This window comes from Acidovorax sp. AC410 (assembly GCF_979253235.1).
Genome location: NZ_CEEDCG010000001.1, coordinates 3,931,238 through 3,950,760, shown reverse-complemented (window position 1 = coordinate 3,950,760; position 19,523 = coordinate 3,931,238). Strand labels below are relative to the sequence as shown.

The following is a 19,523-nucleotide window of genomic DNA, read 5'->3' as shown; positions in this document are numbered from 1 at the left end:
GGCCTTCTTTTTTGAATCAGACGATAGGGCCTGGTGAGAGCCTGGCCAGCCAGTCCTCCTGCGGCTCGGGCCGACCGAACAGGTAGCCCTGGTAGAAGATGCCGGGCGCACGCTGGCGCAAAAAGTCGGCCTGGGCCCGCGTCTCCACCCCTTCGGCCACCACGCGCAGCCCGAAGTGGCTGGCCACCGACAGGATGCCCTCGACCAGCACCCCATCGTCGGCGTTGGTGGGCGCCTCGTGAACGAAGCTGCGGTCGATCTTGATCTCCCGGATCGGCAGGCGCTTGAGGTAGGCCAGCGACGAGTAGCCCGTGCCGAAGTCGTCGAGCGAAAACTCCACGCCCAGCGCGCCCAGCTCGCGGATCTTGGCCACGGCGTCGTCGAAATCGTCGATCACCAGGCCCTCGGTGACCTCCAGCGTGAGCAGGGACGGATCGGCCCCCGAGGCGGCCAGCAGCGAACGCAGCTGGGGGATGAACCCTGCCTGGCGGAACTGGCGCGCGCTGAGATTGACCGACAGGCGCAGGCCCCGCTCGCGCATGGCGGGCAGGGCCAGCAGCGCACAGGAGTGCGCCAGCACCCAGGTGCCCAGGTTCACGATCAGGTCGGACTCTTCGGCGATGGGGATGAAGGCGCCGGGCGCCAGCAGCCCATCGCGCGGGTGCTGCCAGCGCACCAGCACCTCGGCCCCGGTGAGCTGCCCGTGCGCATCCACCTGCGACTGCAGGAACAAGCGCAGCTCGTCGCCCGCGATCGCCTGGCGCAGCGTGCGTTCCACCAAAAAGCGCTGCTCCACCGCCTCGCCCATGCCCTCCTCGAAGAAGGCCGAGCGCCCGCCCCCTGCCTGCTTGGCCCGGTGCAGCGCGGTCCCCGCGCGGCGCAGCGCCTCCTGGGGCGAATCGGCCGGGCTCTGCGGGTACAGGGTGATGCCGACGCTGGCACCGAGCTGCGCCTCGTCCGCATAGCCCTCCAGGCGCAACGGCTGCAGCAGCTGCGCCTGCACCTGCTCGGCAAAGGCCAGCGCGCGGCGGCTGGCCTGCGGAGCCTGGGTCGCCAGGTCGTGCAGCACGATGGCGAACTCATCACCGGCCACGCGCACCAGCAGGCCCTGCTCGGGCAGCAACTCCGACAGGCGCAGCGCCACGGCGCACAGCAGGCGGTCGCCCATCTCGCTGCCGCGCGCGTCGTTGAAGGTGGTGAAACGGTCCAGGTCCAGCAGCACCAGCGCGTGCAAGGCCCCCGGTGCACCAGGGGCACGGCCCGTGCGCCACTGCAGGGTGGCGAGCCGGTCCACCAGCATCCGGCGGTTGGGCAGGCTGGTCAGGGCGTCGAAATGCGCCAGGCGGTGGATCTCCTCGGCCGCGCGCTTGCGCTCGGTGATGTCCTGCTTGAGCTCCACGTAGTGGCTGATGTGCCCATCGGTCTGGCGGATGGGGGCCACCACCACGGCCTCGATGATCTCCGCGCCGTCCTTGCGGCGGTTGACCTGCTCGCCGGCCCAGTTCTCGCCGCGCGCCAGCGTGTCGCGCAGGCCCAGGCGCTGGGCCGCGGCCATGCCGTTGCTCGACACCAGGGCCGAGGGCTGGCCCAGCACCTCGTCGCGTGCATAGCCCGTGCGGGCCAGGAAGGCGGCGTTGACGTACTCGATGCGCCCGGTCAGGTCGGTGATGGCAATGCTCTCGGGGCTTTGCTCCACGGCGCGCAGCAGCTTGCGCAGCTCGGCCTCGCTGGCGGCCAGGCTCGATGCGGTGTGCTGCGCCTCCTGCACACGGCGCAGGTAGCTGCGCCGCGACAGCAGCGTGGCCGCAGCCGTCACCGCCAGGACGCCGGTGAGGTAGGCCAGGTACGCCAGGCGGTTGCCGTAGCGTGCGTCCGGCAGCCAGCCGCGCAGGTCGGCCCAGAGGAAGAACAGCAGCAGCACGCCCGTGCAGCCGGTGAGCCACAGCGTGGCGCGTGCGCCCAGGATCCAGCCGGCAAACACGATCAGCACCGGGAAATTGAGCAGGTTGGGCCCGCGCAGGCCGCCATTGCTGGCCGCCACCAGCGCCACCACGCCCCACACCCCCCAGACCAGGACCAGCGCCGCCTGGTGCCAGCGCCCCATTCGGCCCAGCACCACGGACAGCACGCCCATGCCGCCCGCGCCCAGGTTGAGCAGCACATGCGTCCAGGACAGCGGGCTGTCCCGCAACAGCAGCGCGGCGATCAGGGTCCCGGTGACCGCGACCACCCACGAGCCGGCACGCACCAGCTGCTGCGTGGTGGCGTCGTCTCGCTCAGAGGGCAACAGGTGGGCAACAGCGCGCATGGTGGTAGCAGTGGCAACCGGTGATAGGCCATGGTAACGCGATAACCCGCGCCTATCGAGTCCTCAATTGCCACCGGCCGGGCAGCCAGTTCAGCCGCCCGTCACCCGGCGCGTTTATGAGCCGGCGTCGCCGCTGTCGTCGCCAGGTGCCAGCTCGCGCACGCCCGAGCCCTTGCCCTTGGACTTGGCGCGCGCGTCCTTCTTGGCCTGGCGCTTGGCGTCCTCGGCCAGGCCCACGACGCGCCAGGCCTCGAACTCGGTGGGCGTCTCCAGCGTGATGCGCCCCAGGATGGCCGTGCGAAAGTCGGTCATCACGATCTCGGCGGTCTTTTGCAGGTTCACCCGGCCGCCGCCCAGCATGGCGCCGCGCTTCCTGCCAATGGCTTCGAGCAGTTCCTCGTCGTGCATGGTGGCCATGGCGCCCGCAGGCAGGCCCAGCTTGTAGCGCGCCTCCAGCAGCGGCGCATAGTGCTGCTGCAGGCGGCGCAGCAGCTCCAGCGCCACCAGTTCCTCATCGTAGGCATTGCGGCCCACGGCGCCGCTGGCGGCCAGGTTGTAGCCGCTTTCGGGAATGATGATGCGCGGCCACAGCATGCCGGGCGTGTCCCACAGGTAGAAATCGTCGGCCAGCGTGATGCGCTGCTCGATCTTGGTGATGCCGGCCTCGTCGCCGGTCTTGGCCTGGCGCTTGTTGGTCAGGGTGTTGATCAGCGTGGACTTGCCCACGTTGGGCACGCCGCAGATCAGCACCCGCATGGGCTTGGCCATGCCGCCCCGGTTGGGCGCCAGGCGGTGGCAGCCGTCGATGAGCTTGCGCGCGGGCGCGGCTTCGGAGGCATCGAGCGCCACGGCGCCCGTGCTGAGCTGGGCGTTGTACCAGTCGAGCCACAGCGCCGTGCGCGCGGGGTCGGCCACGTCCTGCTTGTTGAGCACCTTGAGCGTGGGCTTGTGCCCCGTGAGCTCGACCAGCAGCGGATTGGCGCTGGAGCCGGGCAGGCGCGCGTCCAGCACCTCGATCACCACGTCGATGTCCTTGACACGTTCGGTGATGGCTTTCTTGGTCAGGTGCATGTGACCGGGGAACCACTGGATGGCCATGCGGGGGGTACTTTCTTGAGCGTGCGGAGCGGGAATCAGGGAGGGAAGGATAATCGCGGTTGGCTCCAACGCTTTCCGCGCGGTTTTTCGGCGCCCGCTTTTGCCCTCATTTCCATGCCAACCAACAACACCCCACGCACCTCCACCCAGGCCAAGGCCGACAAGGAGATGCTGTTCAAGGGCGTCACCTGCGCCCTCATCGGCCTGGTGATCCTGCTGGCGCCCTACGTGGCGCGCTCGGGCAGCGTGCGCGACCTCATGGCCCAGGCCACGCTGGTGGGTTGGTTCGCGCTGGTGCTGGGCGGCGGCTTCATCGTGAACTACCTGCTGCGCCGGGCCAAGCGCAAGCCGTGAGCGGCACCACCGCCACCAGCGGCGTGCCCGCCCGCGCGACCGACGCTGCGTCGGCCCAGGCGATGTTCGCACAGTTGCAGCAGCAGGCCGTGGCGGCAGGCATCAGCTTGCGCGCGCCGCCGCCCGAACCCGTGGGTTGCTGCGGACGAGGGTGCAATGGCTGTGTGTGGGAGGGGTTTCTGGATGCGGCCAACTATTGGCGCGAGGAGGCACTGCTACAGCTCGGCTGAGAGGGCTTTGCACGCACAGTGTTCAGGGCAACGCTGAATGAGTCCTCGCGATGGCACGTACCCTGATTGGGGATGCGCCGCCAGGCGCAAAGCACAGCCATCGCACGTGCTCTGGCGAGCATTTGCAACGCCGCAGACCGCCCCAAGCAGGGTGCGCGACGCGCGAAGGACTTGTTCAGCCTTGCCTTAGGATAGCCCAGTGACGCATCCGCGCCCAACAGCTTCCTGAGCCCCATTCATGCCCCTGGACTATGCCACCCTGGAACAGCAACGCCAAAGCCATTCCGCCTGGCGGCTCCTGCGCTCGGACCATGCGGCCCTGGTGGCCAGTTTCCTGCACCGGGTCTTCGTGGCACCCAACGTGCGGGTCATGCCCCAGGCGGATCTGTGCGAGGCACTGGAAGACGACCTCTACATGCTGCGGGAGCAGTTGGGAGAGCAAGCCTTCCCCCGACCGGCCCTGGAATACCTGAACGACTGGGCGCACCCCGAAAAAGGCTGGCTGCGCAAGTTCTACCGTGCCGGCTCGGATTCGCCCGTCTTTGACCTGACGCCCTCCAGCGAAAAAGCCATTGCCTGGCTGGCCACCCTCACGGAGCGCAGTTTCGTGGGCACGGAGTCCCGGCTGCTCACCTTGTTTGAGCTGTTGCGCCAGATCAGCACCGGAACACAAACCAACGCCCAGACACGGCTCGTGGACCTGCAGCGCCAGCGCGACGAGATCGATGCCGAGATCGCGCGCGTTCTGGTTGGCGACCTTCCCCTCCTCGGAGACACGGCGGTCAAGGAACGGTTTGCACAGTTCACCCAGCTTTCGCGCGAGTTGCTGACCGACTTCCGGGAGGTGGAAACCAACTTTCGCATGCTGGACAGGACGGTGCGCGAGCGCATCACGCTCTGGCGGGGTTCGCGCGGTGCCCTGTTGGAAGATATCTTCGGCGAGCGCGACGCCATTGCCGACTCCGACCAGGGTCGCAGTTTTCGGGCATTCTGGGACTTTCTGATGTCCAGCCGGCGCCAGCAGGAGCTCTCTGCCATGCTCGATCAGGTGCTGGGCCTCGCGCCCGTGGCGGCACTCCAGCCCGACGCCCGCCTGCGCCGCGTCCACTACGACTGGATAGAAGCCGGTGAGCATACGCAGCGCACCGTGGCCCTTCTTTCCCAGCAGTTGCGGCGCTTTCTGGATGACCAGTCCTGGCTGGAAAATCGCCGCATCATGGACCTGCTGCGCAATATCGAAGAACACGCCCTGTGGCTGCGAGATACCACCGCACCCGGCCCCGGCATGGAGGTGGACGACACGCAGGCCGACATTTCGCTGCCGTTCGAACGCCCCCTGCATGCCCCCAGCGTCAAGACGGTGATCGCCAACCTGGCGCTGCAGGCCGGCGAGGCGGACATGGACGCTTCAGCGCTGTACTCGCAGGTTGTGATAGACAGGGCCAGGCTCGCCCAGCACATCCGCCGTGCCCTGCAAAGCCAGGGCCAGGTCACGCTGGGCGAACTTTGCGCCGAGCACCCCTTGCAGCACGGCCTGGCCGAACTGGTGGCCTACCTGCAGTTGGCCGCAGGCTCCTTCGCTTCCACGGTGGATGAATCCATCTCGGACACCATTGTCTGGAACGCCGTGTCGGGCAGCGGCGCCGACACCCTGCCTGTGACCCGGCACGCCCATGTGCCGAGGGTGATCTTTGCAAAGTGACTATGGAAGACAACGCCAACAATGCCCCGCCCGCAGCACCGGCCCATGACCTCTCCGCCCTGGTGGTCCCCCTGCTCAAAGGTGTCCTGTACCAGGAAGCAGACACCGCCGGCTGGCATGCGCTGCTGGGCCTGCAGGCCCGGGTCCGCGACTACGTGGGCGTTTTGGGACTGGAGCTGCATGTCGATGAGGCCGAGGGCTTTGCCTACCTGCGCGCAGGCCCCGACCCCGACGAACCCGGGCTGGTACTGCCCCGCCTGGTGGCGCGCCGCCCACTGACCTTCACGGTGAGCCTGATGCTGACCTTGCTGCGCAAGAAGTTGCTGGAGTTCGATGCCGCAGGCGGCGATACGCGGCTGGTGCTCTCACGCGACGAGCTGGTGGACATGGTACGGGTCTTCCTGCCTCCGCACAGCAACGAGGCCCGCCTGATCGACCAGATGGACTCACACCTGAACAAGATCGTTGAACTCGGGTTTCTGCGCCGCCACAAGCACGCCACACCGGAACAGACAGCCATGTACGAGGTGCGGCGCATCCTCAAGGCGTTCGTCGATGCGCAATGGCTTGGCGAATTCGACGCACGCCTGGCAGCCTACAGGGCGCAACTGGCCGGACCGGCAGACGACACAGCCGAGGCGCTCCATGAATGATGGTGCGCACAGCGACCCCTCGCAGCCCGCCGCAGGCGACGCGCAGCCCGGCGCGCGGCTGCAGCGATTCGAGGTTTTCAACTGGGGAACTTTCGACGGCCGCGTCTGGAGCCTGCACCCGGGTGGCCACAATGCCTTGCTCACCGGGGACATAGGCTCGGGGAAATCCACCGTGGTGGATGCCATCACCACCTTGCTGGTGCCGGCCCAGCGCATTGCCTACAACAAGGCCGCGGGAGCCGAGGGCAAGGAGCGCTCACTGCGCTCCTACGTGCTGGGCCACTACAAGTCCGAGCGCAACGAAACCAGCGGCAGCTCCAAGCCCGTCGCGCTGCGCGATGCCAGCAGCTATTCGGTGATACTGGGCGTCTTCCACAACCCAGGGTACCAGCAGACCGTCACCCTGGCGCAGGTGTTCTGGATGAAGGAACCGCACGGCCAGCCGGCGCGCTTTTACGTGTGCGCCGAGAAGGACCTCTCCATCATCGGCGATTTTTCCGATTTTGGCGGTGACATCAACCTGCTGCGCAAGAAGCTGCGCAGCCAGGGCGCCAGCCTCCACGAGAGCTTCCCACCGTACAGCGCCTGGTTTCGCCGCCGCTTCGGCATCGAGAACGAGCAGGCACTGGAGCTGTTTCACCAGACCGTCTCCATGAAGTCGGTGGGCAATCTCACCGGGTTCGTGCGCAGCCACATGCTGGAGCCATTCGACATGGCCGCCCCCATTGCTGCGTTGATCGGCCATTTCGACGACCTGAGCCGGGCCCATGCGGCCGTGCTCAAGGCCCAGGACCAGGTCGAGCGGCTGACCCCGCTGGTCGCCGACTGCGAGCGCCACGATGCCCAGAACGCACAAACCGAGGGCCTGCGCGGTTGCCGCGACGCACTCAAACCCTATTTCGCCCAACACAAACTGGGCTTGCTGCAGGAGCGCATCGAGAACCTGAACGGCGAGTGGGAGCGCCACGACGGCCACGTCCAGCGCCTGCACCGCCTGCGCGCCGCCAAGCAGGCCGAGGAAAGCCAGTTGCGCCGAGACATGGCGGACAACGGGGGCGACCGGCTGGAACAGCTGGCCCGGGAGATCGAGGAAAAGCATGCCCTGGCGCAACGCCGCAAGGCCAAGGCAGACAGCTACAACGCGCTCGCACAGGCAGCAGGCCTGTTGACGATGGGCAGCGCGGCAGACTTCGTGGCGCAGCGGCAAAGCCTGGCGGGCATGCAGCAACTGGCGCAGGAGCGGGAGGCCGAGCTTCAGAACCGGCTGATCGAAGACGAAGTGGCCATGACCGAAGGCCGGCGCGAGCATGCGCAATTGCGCAGCGAAATCGCCAGCCTGAAGGCCCGCAGCAACAACATCCCCGCCCACCACATCGCGTTGCGCGCCCGCCTGTGCGAGGCACTGGGGCTGCCTCCCCGGGCGCTCCCTTTTGCCGGAGAACTGCTGCAGGTACGGGATACCGAGCGCGACTGGGAAGGCGCCGCAGAGCGCCTGCTCGGCGGCTTCGGGCTGTCGCTGCTGGTGGCCGACAGCCACTATGCCGCAGTGAACGAATGGGTCGATGCCACCCATTTGAAGGGCCGGCTGGTGTACTACCGCGTCCGCGCCAGCCAGCGTGCCGACATGCCCGGCTTGCACCGCGAATCCCTGGCGCGCAAGCTGCAGATCCAGCCGGACACACCCTTCTACCCCTGGCTGGAGCGTGAGCTGGCGCACCGGTTCGACCTGGCCTGCTGCACCACGCCCGAGCAGTTCCGCCGCGAGACGCACGCCATCACCCCACGCGGGCAGATCAAGTCCGGCGGCGAGCGCCACGAAAAGGACGATCGCCATCGCATCGACGACCGCAGCCGCTACGTGCTGGGGTGGGAAAACCATGAAAAGGTCAAGGCACTGGAGTTCCAGGCGAGGCAGCTGGAGGCACAACTGGGCGATATCGGCCAGCGCATCGTGCAATGGCAGGACGAGCAAAAGAAACTCAAGCAGCAGACACTGACGCTTTCTCGGCTGGACGTGTACAGCGATTTTCTCGACCTGGACTGGCAACCCCTGGTGGCAGACGTCGCCCGTCTGCAACTGGAGCAGAACGCCCTGCGTTCAGCCTCCGACATGCTGCGCCAGCTGGGCGAGCAGAGGGAAGCGGTACTCGGGGATCTGAAGAAGATCGAGGACGACATGGACCGCCACCGCGACGCCCGTGCCAAGACCGAGCAGCGGCGCTCCGACGCCCAGGCCCTGCACGCACAGACCCGATCCCTGCTGGAAGAGCACGACCAACCCAGTGACCCGCAACACCTGGACCTGCTGGAGGCCCTGCGCGCGCAGGCGCAGGCCGGGCAGGCCCTGACCCTGGAGTCGTGCGATGCGCGCGAGCGCGACCTGCGTGACTGGCTCCAGAAGAAAATCGATGCGGAGGACGCTCTGCTCAAGCGGCTGCGCGAACGCATCATCCGCGACATGTCCGGCTACAGGAGCCGCTACCCTCTCGAAACGGCGGAGGTGGACGCCAGCATGGAGGCCGCTCACGAATACCGCACCATGCTGGAGAATCTGCAGGCGGACGATCTGCCGCGCTTTGAAGCCACCTTCAAGAACCTGCTCAACGAAAACACCATCCATGAGGTGGCCATGTTCCTGTCCATGCTGGAAAGGGAGCGGGAGACGATTCTTGACCGCATCGGCCGAATCAACACCTCCCTCACGCAGATCGACTACAACCCCGGCCGGACCATCCGCCTGGAGACGCAGATTGCGCAGGATGCAGACATCCGCGACTTTCGCAATGATCTGCGCGCATGCACCGAGGGCGGCATCACGGGCTCCGACGATGCACAGTACTCGGAAGCCAAGTTCCTGCAGGTGCAGCGCATCATCGAGCGCCTGCGGGGACGCGAGGGCACGACCGAGGCAGACCGTCGCTGGGCGGCCAAGGTCACCGACGTGCGCAATTGGTTCATCTTTGCTGCCAGTGAGCGCTGGCGCGAGGACGACAGCGAGCACGAACACTACTCTGACTCCGGCGGCAAGTCGGGCGGGCAAAAGGAAAAGCTGGCCTACACCATCCTGGCCGCCAGCCTGGCCTACCAGTTCGGTCTGGAGTGGGGCGCAGCGCGCTCGCCGAAGTTCCACTTCGTCATGATCGACGAGGCCTTCGGCCGGGGCTCCGACGAATCCGCCCAGTACGGCCTGCAGTTGTTCTCCCAGCTCAAACTGCAGTTGCTGGTGATCACCCCGCTGCAGAAAATCCACACCATCGAGCCCTTCGTCTCCAGCGTGGGCTTTGTGCACAACGCGGATGGCCGGTCCTCGCAGCTGCGCAACCTGTCCATCGAGGAATACAGGGCCTCGCGGCCCGAGGCGGCGGTCGAATGAGCTGGAGCCACCCCGATGAGCTGCTGTCCCAACTCAAGAAGCGCTGGGACAGCGGCGAGCTTCTGGCATGCACGGTACCGGGCGGGCACACCCTGGCCGCGGATACCGCCCTTTTCCCGTGCCAGCTCAGGCTGCGCGGCCCCAGCTCCAGGGAGATCACCGACCAGTTTGGCGCGGTGCATGGCTGGGTGGCCACGCTGCGAGCGCTGCCCCACTGCCGTGTGGAAATGCGCAGCGTTCACCACCGCGTGGTGGGAACCAACGCGGTGCCAGACCAGATCTGGGTAGACACCCTGGAAGACGCGACGGCGTGGCTGGGCAAGCAAAAGGATCTGGCACGCTTTGAGTCCCTGGTGAAGGCCACACACGCGCGCCAACCCACGCTGCTGCCCTGGCTGGCAAGGCGCCCCTTGCAGGCCCTGGCGCTGGCAGATGAATGGGCTCGCCTGCTGGATGTGGTGCAGTGGCTGCAGCACAACCCGCGCCCCGGCATCTACCTGCGGCAGATCGATGTGGCGGGCGTGCACAGCAAGTTCATCGAGGCGCATCGCACCGTGCTGACCGAACTGCTGGACATGGCACTGCCAGAGCACGCTGTCGACAGGACCGCATCGGGCGCCAGCCGCTTCGAAGAGCGCTACGGGCTGCGGCACAGGCCGATGCGCATCCGCATCCGCATGTTGGACCCGCATGTACTGCCAGGCCCGCTGGGCCGGGACGTGGCCCTGCATGCCAACGATTTCGCCCGGCTGGACCTGGGCGGAACCCGTGTCTTCATCACCGAGAACGAGATCAACTTCCTGTCACTCCCCCCGCACCCGAACAGCGTGGTGGTTTTTGGTGGCGGCTATGGTTTTGATGTGCTGCGGCAGACCCACTGGCTTGCCGACTGCCCGATCCACTATTGGGGTGACATCGATACGCACGGCTTCGCCATATTGGACCAGTTGCGCCACCAATGGCAGCACGCCCAGTCGCTCCTGATGGACCGGGCCACGCTGCTGCAGCACATCTCGCTGTGGGGCAGGGAGGACAAGCCCACGGCACGCGATCTGCCGCGCCTGACCGGCGAAGAACAGGCGCTGTACGACGACTTGCGCGACAACCGCTTGCAGGCGAATTTGCGGCTGGAGCAAGAGCACATCGGCTTTCGCTGGGTGCAGGCCGCGCTCAGCCAGCTCCCTTGACATACACGCGGCGGCAGGACGGCGGCCCCGCCCCTGCGTCGGCTCAGCCCAACCCCCCCACCGCCATGTACTGCTCCAGCCACGGCTCGAACGCCAGCGTATCCGCCGCCTCGATAGCCTTCTGCGCGGCGATGGACTCGCCGGCCAGCGCCAGGTAGTGCGCCTGCTGCGCATCGCTCCAGGGCAAGGCCAGCAGCGTGTTCTGCGCCTTGGCCGACTGCTGGAAGGCAAAGCGCTCGAAATTGCTCTGGTGGTCCTGCACCATGCTGGCCAGCACGCGGGCCGAGGGCGTGCGGTCTGGCGTCTCCATCAGCCCACGGGCGTCGCGCAGGGCCTCGCTGTAGTCCTTGCTACCGTGCGTGGCGTCGAGCGCCGCAGCCAGGGGCTCGCACTCGGCCAGCACCTCGGCGCCCCAGGTGGTCAGCGGCACGGCCTTGCCGGCGCGGTGCAGTTCCAGGCCGGGCTCGCGGCCGCGCTCGGCCGTGAGGTGCTGGTTCTGCTGGAGCTCGGCGATCTCCTCGGGGGTATCGGGCGGGCTGTCGGACAGCAGGCAGTGCAGCAGGAACACGTCCAGCAGGCGCATGGTCTGCGCCGTGATGCCCACGGTGACGAAGGGATCGAGGTCCATCAGCCGCACCTCGACATACTCCACCCCGCGCTCGCGCAGCGCGTGCAGCGGGCGCTCGCCCGTGCGCACGGTGCGCTTGGGGCGGATGGTGCCGTAGAACTCGTTCTCGATCTGCAGCAGGCTGGTACCGAGCTGGTTGTAGTCGCCGCCGGGGTTGCGCACGCCCACCGTCTCATACGCCGGGTAGGGCTTGGTCAGCGCCTCGTGCAGCGAATTGGCGTAGCCCTTGAGGCCGTTGTAGCTCACCGCCAGCGTGGCCTGGGCATCGCTCTGGTAACCCAGGCGCCCCATGCGCAGCGAGGTGGCGTGCGGCAGGTACATGGCCTGGCCCTTGTCGCCCAGCGGCAGCAGCCGGTGCTCGCGCCCCTGCACGAAGCACGGGCACAGCGCGGGCGAGGCGCCAAACAGGTACAACAGCACGAAGGCGTGGCGGCGGAAATTGCGGATCAGCGCAAAGTAGTCATCGCTGCCCACACCGGGCAGCGACCAGTTGTAGTGGATGCCCGAAATGGTCTGCATGCGCCGGCCATAGCGGTGGCCCAGGCCCATGCGGTAGACGCTCTTGGCCCGGCCCACGTTGGAGCTGCCGTAGCGGCCGATCGGGATCGTCTCGTCGGTGGGCAGGCCGCAGGGCATGCTCGATGCCCACATCAGCTCGCCGCCCTGGGCGTGCAGTGCGCGGTGCACGAACTGGTGTACCTCGGCCAGCTCGTTCAGGCAATCGTCCACACCCTTGTGGGCGCCGGTGATCAGCTCCAGCTGCGATTCGCTGTAGTCGGTGGTGATCAGCGGGTGCGTGAGCGCCGAACCCAGTGCCGCCGGGTGCGGCGTCAAGGCCAGCCCCCCGCTGGGCAGCACGCGCAATCCCTCCTTCTCGATGCCGCGGCGTATCCCCGCCAGGGCGTCGGCGGGGTAGGCGGTCAGTCGTTCCTGCAAAGTTCTCATATGTTTATTACCGATCTCGTGTCGGCCCGGAACTTAGCACGGCGCACGATTGCGCGTGTGGATCTGGCTTAAACCCTGGCCGCCATGGCCTTGCTCACCTCGTTGGTTCCCTGCGCTGCGCCGCTTTGTGGTACTTGCTCGCCAGCGCGCTCGGTCACTTCCGAGAGGCGGGCTGCCAGTTGCTCGGGGGTATCGACACCCATGCCTAGGTGAATACCCTGGGTCAGGGTGATGTGCGCCGCCTCGAAGGTGCCGGCACCTGCACACAGGATGGTGCGCGTGGGCGCGCTCTCGTGCGCCAGCACCAGCATGGCGGGCACCACGGCCTCGGGTTTCAGGGCGTCGAGCACTTCCTGGGGCATCAGGCCCTCGGTCATGCGCGTGGCGGCCGTGGGCGCCAGAGCGTTCACGTGGATGTGGTACTTGGCCCCTTCGATGGACAGGGTCTGCATCAGCCCCACCTGCGCGAGCTTGGCCGCGCCGTAGTTGGACTGGCCGAAGTTGCCGTACAGGCCGGTGGACGAGGTGGTCATCACGATGCGGCCGTACTGCTGGGCCACCATGTGCGGCCACACGGCCTTGCAGCAGTGCGCGGCGCCCATGAGGTGTACGTCCACCACCAGGCGGAAGTCGTCCATCTCCATCTTGCTGAACGACTTGTCGCGCAGGATGCCGGCGTTGTTCACCAGGATGTCCACGCGGCCCCAGGTGTCGATGGCCTGCTGCACCATGGCCTGCACGGCCGCATAGTCGGTGACGGAGGCACCGTTGGCAATCGCCTCGCCGCCGGCCGCGATGATCTCGTCCACCACGGCCTGCGCTGCGCCGACCGAGCCGCCCTTGCCGTCCAGCGCCCCACCCAGGTCATTGACCAGCACCTTGGCGCCGCGCGCCGCCAATGCCAGCGCATGCTGGCGGCCCAGGCCGCCACCGGCGCCCGTGACGATGGCCACACGGCCCTTGAAATCGATACCCATGGTCAATGTTCTCCTGTGGTGGTTTGGTTTGAAATGGCGGCCAAGATCGCGCCGCGACAGCGCAGCGACTGTAAGCCACATCGCGCCGCAGCCCGGTACCGTGCGTGACTGCTGGCCATGCAGGCAAAATCGCGGCTGGCACCGGGCACTTGCTCCCCTTTCCCCCTCTCCCAAGGATCTCCCATGAAAGCAACCTGGAACGGCGTGACCATCGCCGAAAGCGACGACACCGTGGTGGTCGAAGGCAACCACTACTTCCCCGAAGCCTCGCTCAAGCGCGAGTACGTCACCTTCAGCAACCACAAGACCATGTGCGCCTGGAAGGGCCAGGCCAGCTACCTTTCGCTGCTGGTCAACGGCGAAATGAACACCGATGCCGCCTGGTTCTACGCCGATCCCAAGCCCGAGGCCGACGAGATCCGCGGCCGCGTGGCCTTCTGGAAGGGCGTGAAAATCGAGGCCTGAAGCGCATGGCAGTTATCCCTGCCGGCACTGGACAATCATGTGGATAAGTTTTGGCGAGCCCTGTATGGCATCGCCAAGCCATTGATTCACAAAGGAAACCACTGCAGCGCCCATTTTTTGGGCAGCCCGGCACGCCGGCCAGCCCAGGGTTATCCCTGAGAGCACTGGACAATCGTGTGGATAACCCAGGGCAAGTCCTGTATGGCCGATGCAAGTGCTTGATTTGAAAGGAAAACCGACGCAGCGCCCATTTTTGAGGCAGCGCCGGGCCGCCAAAAACCAGTGGTTATCCCAGCCTGCGCTGGACAATCATGTGGATAAGTTTTGGCAAGCCGTGTATGAGCGATCCAAGTTATTGATTCACAAAGGGAATGAATGCGTTGCCCATTTTTTGGGCAAAAGGCGCCTGGTTATCCCTGCCAGCACTGGACAATTGTGGGGATAACTCTGGAGAACCCGTGTATGGCCGCTCCAAGTGCTTGATTTGCAATGGATATCCCTGCGCTGATGAAAATTCAGGCAAACCGGCAAAGACCCTGCCAACCCACTTTTGCTTTCAATTTGATAGCATCGCGCCCCGCACTTTGTCCACACCCATGACCGCTCCCGCCCTCCCCTGCAGCCCCGCTTCCGAACGCAACCAGGCGCCCATCCTGGCCCTGCTGCGCGGCCTGCTGCCCGAAGCCGGCTGCGCGCTGGAGATCGCCAGCGGCACGGGCCAGCATGTGGCTTTCTTCGGCGCCGCACTGCCCGGCTGGACCTGGCAGCCCACGGACCTCAAGGACGAGCTGTTCTTCGCCATCGCCGGCTGGGCCCTGCAGGCCGGTGCCACCAACGTGCAGCCCGCCGTGCTTCTGGACGTGCGCTCCGGCACCTGGCCCGATGGCCAGGCACCCTTTGCCGAGCCCTTCGACCTCATCTATTGCGCCAACATGCTGCACATCGCCCCCTGGGCCTGCTGTGCGGGGCTGATGCAGGGGGCGGCACGCCACCTGGCACCCGGTGGCCGCCTGGTCACCTACGGGCCCTACATCGAAGACGGCGTGCCCACCTCACCTGGCAACCAGGGCTTCGACGCCACCCTGCGGGCCCAGAACCCGGCCTGGGGCATCCGCAACCGCGCTGACGTGGAGCGCGAAGCCGCAGCCGCCGGCCTGCAACTGGCCGAGCGCCACGCCCTGCCGGCCAACAACCTTTTGCTGGTGTGGCAACGCACCCCAGCCCCTCGCAACACCGCATGACCCAGCCCGCCATCCCCTTCTTCACCGCCCGCATCGAGCCCGACGGTGCCCAGTGCGATGCCTGGCCCGAACAGCCCCTGCTCGTCTCCATCGAGCAGGGCGGCATCGACTGGCCCAGTTCCTGCCGCAACGGCACCTGCCGCACCTGCATCGGGCAGCTGGTGGAGGGGCGTGTGCGCTACGACATTGAGTGGCCGGGCCTGTCGCCCGAGGAAAAGGCCGAGGGTTGCGTACTGCCCTGCGTGGCCTACCCTGAGTCAGACGTGGTGATCCAGGGCAGCGCCATCTGATCTGGCACAGGCCCATCCCCACCCGCCGAGCTCGCGGGTAGACTAAAATCGCAGCCTTCCGGGGCAATATGCTCCGTTGACGTGCGGCAGCGCCGCATCGCATGTTCTTTGGGCGGTTTCTTGGAGGTGTGTGCCGTGTGGCGACCTCCGGCCACGGGAACCTGCGCTGCGCACCCTCGCCAGCCGTCCCCACAGAAAGCCCAAGCCTTCCATGAACACCCCCCTCACCCCCGTGCCGATCTCGCCCGTCGAGGACATCGTGGCCGAGATGCGCGCCGGCCGCATCGTCATCCTGGTGGATGAAGAAGACCGCGAAAACGAAGGCGACCTGGTATTGGCCGCCGACCACGTGACGCCCGAGGCGATCAACTTCATGGCCCGCTTCGGCCGCGGCCTGATCTGCCTGACGCTGAGCCGCGAGCGCTGCGAGCGCCTGCGCCTGCCGCCCATGGTCACGCGCAACGGCACCAAGCACGCCACGGCGTTCACCGTGTCGATCGAAGCCGCCGAGGGCGTGACCACCGGCATCTCCGCCGCCGACCGCTCGCGCACCGTGCAGGCCGCCGTGGCACCCAATGCACGCGCCGAAGACCTGGTGCAGCCCGGCCACATCTTCCCGCTGCAGGCGGTGGATGGCGGCGTGCTCATGCGCGCCGGCCACACCGAAGCCGGCTGCGACCTGGCCGTGATGGCCGGCTGCAGTCCCGCCTCGGTGATCTGCGAGATCATGAAGGACGATGGCACCATGGCCCGCCTGCCCGACCTGCAGCTGTTCGCGGCCGAGCACGGCCTGAAGATCGGCACCATCGCCGACCTGATCGAATACCGCAGCCGCAACGAGACACTGGTCGAGAAGGTCGGAACGCGCACGCTGCAGACCGCCGCGGGCGAGTTCACCGTGCACGCCTTTCGCGACCAACCCAGCCAGGCCGTGCACCTGGCGCTGGTCAAGGGCCAGTGGGGCGCCGACGACGTGGTGCCCGTGCGCGTGCACGAGCCGCTGTCGGTGTTCGATGCGCTCGAGGTCAACCGCTCCATGCACTCCTGGGGGCTGGATTCGAGCCTCCAATACCTGGCCGCCCAGGGCAAGGGCGTGGCCGTGCTGCTCAACTGCGGCGAGACGGCCGAGCAACTGCTTGAACAGTTCGAAGGCACGGCGCGCGCCGCCCAGGCGCCCGAGCGCGGCCGCATGGACCTGCGCACCTACGGCGTGGGCGCGCAGATCCTGCGCGAATGCGGCGTCCACAAGATGCAGCTCATGGGCCAGCCCCGCCGCATGCCCAGCATGGCCGGCTACGGCCTCGAAATCACCGGCTTCATCCCCAAAGAGTAAAAGAACAGGATCACCCCTATGTTTGGCGCAGAAAAAGGAACAGCGGACAAGCTGGACGGCAAGAAGCTGCACATCGGCATCGTGCAGGCCCGTTTCAACGAAAGCATTACCAACACCCTGGCCGCGGCCTGCCGTGCCGAACTGCTGGCCCTGGGCGTGCAGGAAAAGCACATCACCCATGTGCTGGTGCCCGGTGCGCTCGAAGTGCCCGTGGCCCTGCAGGCCCTGTGCGAGGCCGACGAGTACGACGCGCTGATCGCGCTGGGCTGCATCATCCGCGGCGAGACCTACCACTTCGAACTGGTGGCCAATGAATCGGGCGCGGGCGTGACGCGCCTGTCGCTCGACTACCAGATCCCGATTGCCAACGCCATCATCACCACCGAAAACCTCGAACAGGCCATTGCGCGCCAGACCGAGAAAGGCACAGACGCCGCCCGCGTCGCCGTGGAGATGGCCAACCTGCTGGAAGACCTGTCATGAGCGATAACAACAACCACAACAGCGACGACGGCACCACCGCCGGCAACAGCCATCCTTCGTCGCGCCCGCCCAAGCAGGCACGCACCGGCCTCAAGAGCACCGGCGTGCGCAAGGCGGCCTCCAAGTCCAACCGCAGCCGCGCACGCGAGTTCGCGCTGCAGGCGCTGTACCAGCACCTGGTGGGCGGCAATGCGCCCGAGGCCATCGACGCCTTCACGCGCGACCTGGCCGGCTTTCACAAGGCCGATTCGGTGCACTACGACGCCCTCCTGCACGGCAGCATCAAGCTGGCCGCCGAGATGGATGCGCTGATCACCCCGCTGCTGGACCGCAAGATGGCCGAGATCTCGCCCATCGAGCATGCCGTGATGTGGATCGGCGTGTACGAGTTCCAGCACTGCCTGGATGTGCCGTGGCGCGTGGTGCTCAACGAATGCATCGAGCTGGCCAAGGAATTCGGCGGCACCGACGGCCACAAGTACGTGAACGCCGTGCTCAACGGCCTGGCCCCGCGCCTGCGCGCGGCCGAAGTCGCGGCCGACAAGGCCTCGGGCGCCACCACGGCGCCTGCCGCAGCGTCGGCGCCTGAGGCCGCCGCTGCAGCCGACGACAGCGCAGAGGGCTGATAGCCCCTCCCTGCCCCGGGCCCGCCGCCATGGTGCGCAGCCCGGCCCCGCCCCACCCCTTATCCCCCGCGCCAGCCACCCCCTGCCCCCAGGCAGGACCAGGACCCACCCCCATGAAGTTTTCTTCGCGCGCCGAGCGCATCGAACCGTTTTACGTGATGGAAGTGGCCAAGGCCGCGCAGGCCCTGGCACGCGAGGTGGCCGGCACGCGCGAGCCGATGATCTTTCTGAACATCGGCGAGCCCGACTTCACCGCCCCGCCCCTGGTGCAGGAGGCCGCGGCCCGCGCCGTGCGCGACGGCGCCACCCAGTACACCAACGCCCTGGGCCTGGAGCCCCTGCGCGAGCGCATCAGCGCCTGGTATGCGCAACGCTTCGGCGTCAACGTTCCGGCCCGGCGCATCGTGGTCACGGCCGGCGCATCGGCCGCGCTGCAGCTGGCCTGCCTGGCGCTCATCGAGTCGGGCGACGAGATCCTCATGCCCGACCCGAGCTACCCCTGCAACCGCCACTTCGTGAGCGCCGCAGACGGCAAGGCCGTGCTCGTGCCCACCACCGCAGCCGAGCGCTACCAGCTGAGCGCCGAGAAGGTGCGCGCCGCCTGGACCGAAAAGACCCGCGGCGTGCTGCTGGCCTCGCCGTCGAACCCCACGGGCACGTCGATCGCGCCGGATGAGCTGCGCCGCATTCACGATGTGGTGCGCGCGCACGACGGCATCACCCTGATCGACGAGATCTACCTGGGCCTGTCGTACGAAGAAGAGTTCGGCCACACGGCGCTGGCCATCGACGAGAACATCGTCAGCATCAACAGCTTCAGCAAGTACTTCAACATGACCGGCTGGCGCCTGGGCTGGATGGTGGTGCCCGAGGCCATGGTGCCCGTGGTCGAGCGCCTGGCGCAGAATTTGTTCATCTGCGCGAGCACGGTCTCGCAGCATGCCGCGCTGGCCTGCTTCGAGGCCGAGAGCATTGCCGAGTACGAGCGGCGGCGGGCGGAGTTCAAGGCACGGCGCGATTTCTTCATTCCCGCCTTGCAGTCCATGGGGCTGTCGGTGCCGGTGATGCCGGATGGCGCGTTCTATGCGTGGGCGGATTGCTCCGAGGCTGCTTCTCGCCTTGGGGTCAGCGGTAGCTGGGATTTTGCGTTTGAGGTGATGAAGCGGGCGCATGTGGCGGTGACGCCTGGAAGAGACTTCGGGACGGCGGAGACTGAGCGGTTTGTGCGGTTCTCTACTGCGAATTCGATGGCGCAGTTGGAGGAGTCTGTTGCTCGGTTGCGTCGTCTGCTGGGGTGATCTGGCTGGTGGTTGCTTCTGTTTCTTTGCGCAGGGCGGAGGCCGGGATGTGCGCCCGGCGGCGCACCTTCTTTCTTTTGCGTCGCCAAAAGAAAGAAGGCAAAGAAAAGGCGACCCCGCTGCCCGTGTCCCCCTCGCACTGCGTACGAGGGGGCAGCCTGCGATGCTCGGTCCTGGGGTGTACCGCAGAACTCGCTGCGTTCTTCGAACTCCGCTCAAACAGCTGCGGCAAGCCAGATGACGATGCGCGTGTCCTTCGGCACGCGCTCACCTCAGGCCCTGCGCTTCTCGGCACGGTCAGAAGGGGGTGGGAGCGGGCTCCACACGGGCCA

The 19,523-nt window shown here is 66.9% G+C and carries 17 protein-coding genes; 13 read left to right on the top strand and 4 right to left on the bottom strand.

Annotated features, from left to right (window positions below; translation table 11 throughout):
* Positions 1 to 16: 16 nt before the first annotated feature.
* Both AC0IZS_RS18275 and ylqF read right to left on the bottom strand, forming a co-directional pair.
* Entirely contained in the window at positions 17 to 2,308 is a 2,292-nt protein-coding gene (locus tag AC0IZS_RS18275) for a putative bifunctional diguanylate cyclase/phosphodiesterase (protein ID WP_471636894.1), read from the bottom strand.
* A gap of 114 nt (positions 2,309 to 2,422) precedes the next feature.
* A complete protein-coding gene (ylqF, locus tag AC0IZS_RS18270; RefSeq protein ID WP_471636893.1) occupies positions 2,423 to 3,406 on the bottom strand; it encodes a ribosome biogenesis GTPase YlqF in 984 nt (327 codons plus the stop codon).
* Between the two features lie 114 nt (positions 3,407 to 3,520).
* Between ylqF and AC0IZS_RS18265 the strand changes: the two genes are divergently transcribed.
* The 6 genes from AC0IZS_RS18265 (at position 3,521) to AC0IZS_RS18240 (ending at position 10,905) form a co-directional block, all read left to right on the top strand.
* On the top strand, positions 3,521 to 3,760 hold the full coding sequence (locus AC0IZS_RS18265; protein ID WP_057268064.1) for a hypothetical protein: 240 nt from the start codon (positions 3,521 to 3,523) through the stop codon (positions 3,758 to 3,760).
* Positions 3,761 to 3,822: 62 nt separating this feature from the next.
* Entirely contained in the window at positions 3,823 to 3,990 is a 168-nt protein-coding gene (locus AC0IZS_RS18260; RefSeq protein WP_471639552.1) for an oxidoreductase-like domain-containing protein, read from the top strand.
* A gap of 238 nt (positions 3,991 to 4,228) precedes the next feature.
* Positions 4,229 to 5,692: a DUF3375 domain-containing protein gene (locus AC0IZS_RS18255; RefSeq protein ID WP_471636892.1), complete on the top strand. Its 1,464-nt coding sequence runs from the start codon at positions 4,229 to 4,231 to the stop codon at positions 5,690 to 5,692.
* Between the two features lie 2 nt (positions 5,693 to 5,694).
* Complete coding sequence (locus AC0IZS_RS18250) at positions 5,695 to 6,345, top strand: DUF4194 domain-containing protein (RefSeq protein WP_471636891.1); 651 nt, start codon at positions 5,695 to 5,697, stop codon at positions 6,343 to 6,345.
* Positions 6,338 to 9,718: an ATP-binding protein gene (locus AC0IZS_RS18245; protein ID WP_471636890.1), complete on the top strand. Its 3,381-nt coding sequence runs from the start codon at positions 6,338 to 6,340 to the stop codon at positions 9,716 to 9,718. Before AC0IZS_RS18250 ends, AC0IZS_RS18245 begins: the two co-directional genes overlap by 8 nt.
* On the top strand, positions 9,715 to 10,905 hold the full coding sequence (locus AC0IZS_RS18240) for a DUF3322 domain-containing protein (protein WP_471636889.1): 1,191 nt from the start codon (positions 9,715 to 9,717) through the stop codon (positions 10,903 to 10,905). The genes AC0IZS_RS18245 and AC0IZS_RS18240 overlap by 4 nt, the downstream gene beginning before the upstream one ends.
* A gap of 43 nt (positions 10,906 to 10,948) precedes the next feature.
* Here AC0IZS_RS18240 and gshA read toward each other — a convergent pair whose 3' ends face one another.
* Positions 10,949 to 12,478, bottom strand: a complete 1,530-nt coding sequence (gshA, locus tag AC0IZS_RS18235) for a glutamate--cysteine ligase (protein ID WP_471636888.1) — start codon at positions 12,476 to 12,478, stop codon at positions 10,949 to 10,951.
* Between the two features lie 68 nt (positions 12,479 to 12,546).
* Entirely contained in the window at positions 12,547 to 13,455 is a 909-nt protein-coding gene (locus AC0IZS_RS18230; RefSeq protein ID WP_471636887.1) for an SDR family NAD(P)-dependent oxidoreductase, read from the bottom strand.
* A gap of 183 nt (positions 13,456 to 13,638) precedes the next feature.
* On the opposite strand from AC0IZS_RS18230, the gene AC0IZS_RS18225 reads away from it, so the two are divergent.
* The 7 genes from AC0IZS_RS18225 (at position 13,639) to AC0IZS_RS18195 (ending at position 19,191) form a co-directional block, all read left to right on the top strand.
* Complete coding sequence (locus AC0IZS_RS18225; RefSeq protein WP_007858480.1) at positions 13,639 to 13,920, top strand: DUF427 domain-containing protein; 282 nt, start codon at positions 13,639 to 13,641, stop codon at positions 13,918 to 13,920.
* 596 nt (positions 13,921 to 14,516) lie between these two features.
* Positions 14,517 to 15,161 carry a DUF938 domain-containing protein gene (locus AC0IZS_RS18220; protein ID WP_471636886.1) on the top strand — a complete coding sequence of 215 codons (645 nt, stop codon included), beginning with the start codon at positions 14,517 to 14,519 and terminating at the stop codon, positions 15,159 to 15,161.
* Positions 15,158 to 15,451, top strand: a complete 294-nt coding sequence (locus AC0IZS_RS18215; protein ID WP_471636885.1) for a 2Fe-2S iron-sulfur cluster-binding protein — start codon at positions 15,158 to 15,160, stop codon at positions 15,449 to 15,451. Before AC0IZS_RS18220 ends, AC0IZS_RS18215 begins: the two co-directional genes overlap by 4 nt.
* A 211-nt stretch (positions 15,452 to 15,662) precedes the next feature.
* Positions 15,663 to 16,784 carry a bifunctional 3,4-dihydroxy-2-butanone-4-phosphate synthase/GTP cyclohydrolase II gene (gene ribBA / locus AC0IZS_RS18210; protein WP_471636884.1) on the top strand — a complete coding sequence of 374 codons (1,122 nt, stop codon included), beginning with the start codon at positions 15,663 to 15,665 and terminating at the stop codon, positions 16,782 to 16,784.
* Between the two features lie 18 nt (positions 16,785 to 16,802).
* Positions 16,803 to 17,267, top strand: a complete 465-nt coding sequence (ribH, locus tag AC0IZS_RS18205; RefSeq protein ID WP_471636883.1) for a 6,7-dimethyl-8-ribityllumazine synthase — start codon at positions 16,803 to 16,805, stop codon at positions 17,265 to 17,267.
* Entirely contained in the window at positions 17,264 to 17,893 is a 630-nt protein-coding gene (gene nusB / locus AC0IZS_RS18200) for a transcription antitermination factor NusB (protein WP_471636882.1), read from the top strand. Before ribH ends, nusB begins: the two co-directional genes overlap by 4 nt.
* 113 nt (positions 17,894 to 18,006) lie before the next feature.
* Positions 18,007 to 19,191, top strand: a complete 1,185-nt coding sequence (locus AC0IZS_RS18195; protein ID WP_471636881.1) for a pyridoxal phosphate-dependent aminotransferase — start codon at positions 18,007 to 18,009, stop codon at positions 19,189 to 19,191.
* The last annotated feature ends 332 nt before the right edge of the window (positions 19,192 to 19,523 follow it).

Bases quoted from the DNA above. Each gene is read 5' to 3' on its own strand.
- AC0IZS_RS18275 (WP_471636894.1), bottom strand. From the start codon at position 2,308: ATGCGCGCTGTTGCCCACCTGTTGCCCTCTGAGCGAGACGACGCCACC.
- ylqF (WP_471636893.1), bottom strand. From the start codon at position 3,406: ATGGCCATCCAGTGGTTCCCCGGTCACATGCACCTGACCAAGAAAGCC.
- AC0IZS_RS18265 (WP_057268064.1), top strand. From the start codon at position 3,521: ATGCCAACCAACAACACCCCACGCACCTCCACCCAGGCCAAGGCCGAC.
- AC0IZS_RS18260 (WP_471639552.1), top strand. From the start codon at position 3,823: ATGTTCGCACAGTTGCAGCAGCAGGCCGTGGCGGCAGGCATCAGCTTG.
- AC0IZS_RS18255 (WP_471636892.1), top strand. From the start codon at position 4,229: ATGCCCCTGGACTATGCCACCCTGGAACAGCAACGCCAAAGCCATTCC.
- AC0IZS_RS18250 (WP_471636891.1), top strand. From the start codon at position 5,695: ATGGAAGACAACGCCAACAATGCCCCGCCCGCAGCACCGGCCCATGAC.
- AC0IZS_RS18245 (WP_471636890.1), top strand. From the start codon at position 6,338: ATGAATGATGGTGCGCACAGCGACCCCTCGCAGCCCGCCGCAGGCGAC.
- AC0IZS_RS18240 (WP_471636889.1), top strand. From the start codon at position 9,715: ATGAGCTGGAGCCACCCCGATGAGCTGCTGTCCCAACTCAAGAAGCGC.
- gshA (WP_471636888.1), bottom strand. From the start codon at position 12,478: ATGAGAACTTTGCAGGAACGACTGACCGCCTACCCCGCCGACGCCCTG.
- AC0IZS_RS18230 (WP_471636887.1), bottom strand. From the start codon at position 13,455: ATGGGTATCGATTTCAAGGGCCGTGTGGCCATCGTCACGGGCGCCGGT.
- AC0IZS_RS18225 (WP_007858480.1), top strand. From the start codon at position 13,639: ATGAAAGCAACCTGGAACGGCGTGACCATCGCCGAAAGCGACGACACC.
- AC0IZS_RS18220 (WP_471636886.1), top strand. From the start codon at position 14,517: ATGACCGCTCCCGCCCTCCCCTGCAGCCCCGCTTCCGAACGCAACCAG.
- AC0IZS_RS18215 (WP_471636885.1), top strand. From the start codon at position 15,158: ATGACCCAGCCCGCCATCCCCTTCTTCACCGCCCGCATCGAGCCCGAC.
- ribBA (WP_471636884.1), top strand. From the start codon at position 15,663: ATGAACACCCCCCTCACCCCCGTGCCGATCTCGCCCGTCGAGGACATC.
- ribH (WP_471636883.1), top strand. From the start codon at position 16,803: ATGTTTGGCGCAGAAAAAGGAACAGCGGACAAGCTGGACGGCAAGAAG.
- nusB (WP_471636882.1), top strand. From the start codon at position 17,264: ATGAGCGATAACAACAACCACAACAGCGACGACGGCACCACCGCCGGC.
- AC0IZS_RS18195 (WP_471636881.1), top strand. From the start codon at position 18,007: ATGAAGTTTTCTTCGCGCGCCGAGCGCATCGAACCGTTTTACGTGATG.